The organism is Rhizobium sp. MHM7A (genome assembly GCF_005862215.1).
Lineage (GTDB): Bacteria > Pseudomonadota > Alphaproteobacteria > Rhizobiales > Rhizobiaceae > Rhizobium > Rhizobium bangladeshense.
Genome location: NZ_VCHT01000085.1, coordinates 1 through 458, shown reverse-complemented (window position 1 = coordinate 458; position 458 = coordinate 1). Strand labels below are relative to the sequence as shown.

The 458-nt window shown below is 66.8% G+C and carries 1 protein-coding gene; it reads left to right on the top strand.

Annotated elements, in window-relative coordinates; all coding sequences use genetic code 11:
• Nucleotides 1–458: electron transfer flavoprotein subunit alpha/FixB family protein (locus tag FFR93_RS40510; RefSeq protein ID WP_138397238.1), on the top strand; the 458-nt coding region annotated here is incomplete at both ends.

Genomic DNA, 458 nt, shown 5'->3' with positions numbered 1-458 from the left:
GTCGTCAGCCCCGACACCTTCAAGCGGCCGATCTATGCCGGCAACGCCATTCAGACGGTGCAGGCAAGCGATGCCAAGAAGGTGATCACCGTGCGCACCGCCTCCTTCGCCTCGGCGCAGGCAAGCGGTTCTGCCTCGGTCGAGGCGATCCCGGCTGTCTCCGATCCGGGTCTGTCGCGGTTCGTCTCCGATGCGCTGTCGGCCTCGGAACGTCCGGAACTGACCTCGGCGAAGGTCATCATCTCCGGCGGCCGGGCGCTCGGTTCGGCCGAGAAGTTCAAGGAAGTCATCCTGCCGGTTGCCGACAAGCTCGGTGCCGCCGTCGGCGCCAGCCGTGCCGCGGTCGATGCCGGTTATGCCCCGAACGACTGGCAGGTCGGCCAGACCGGCAAGGTGGTGGCGCCCGATCTCTATATCGCCTGCGGCATATCAGGCGCCATCCAGCACCTTGCCGGCAT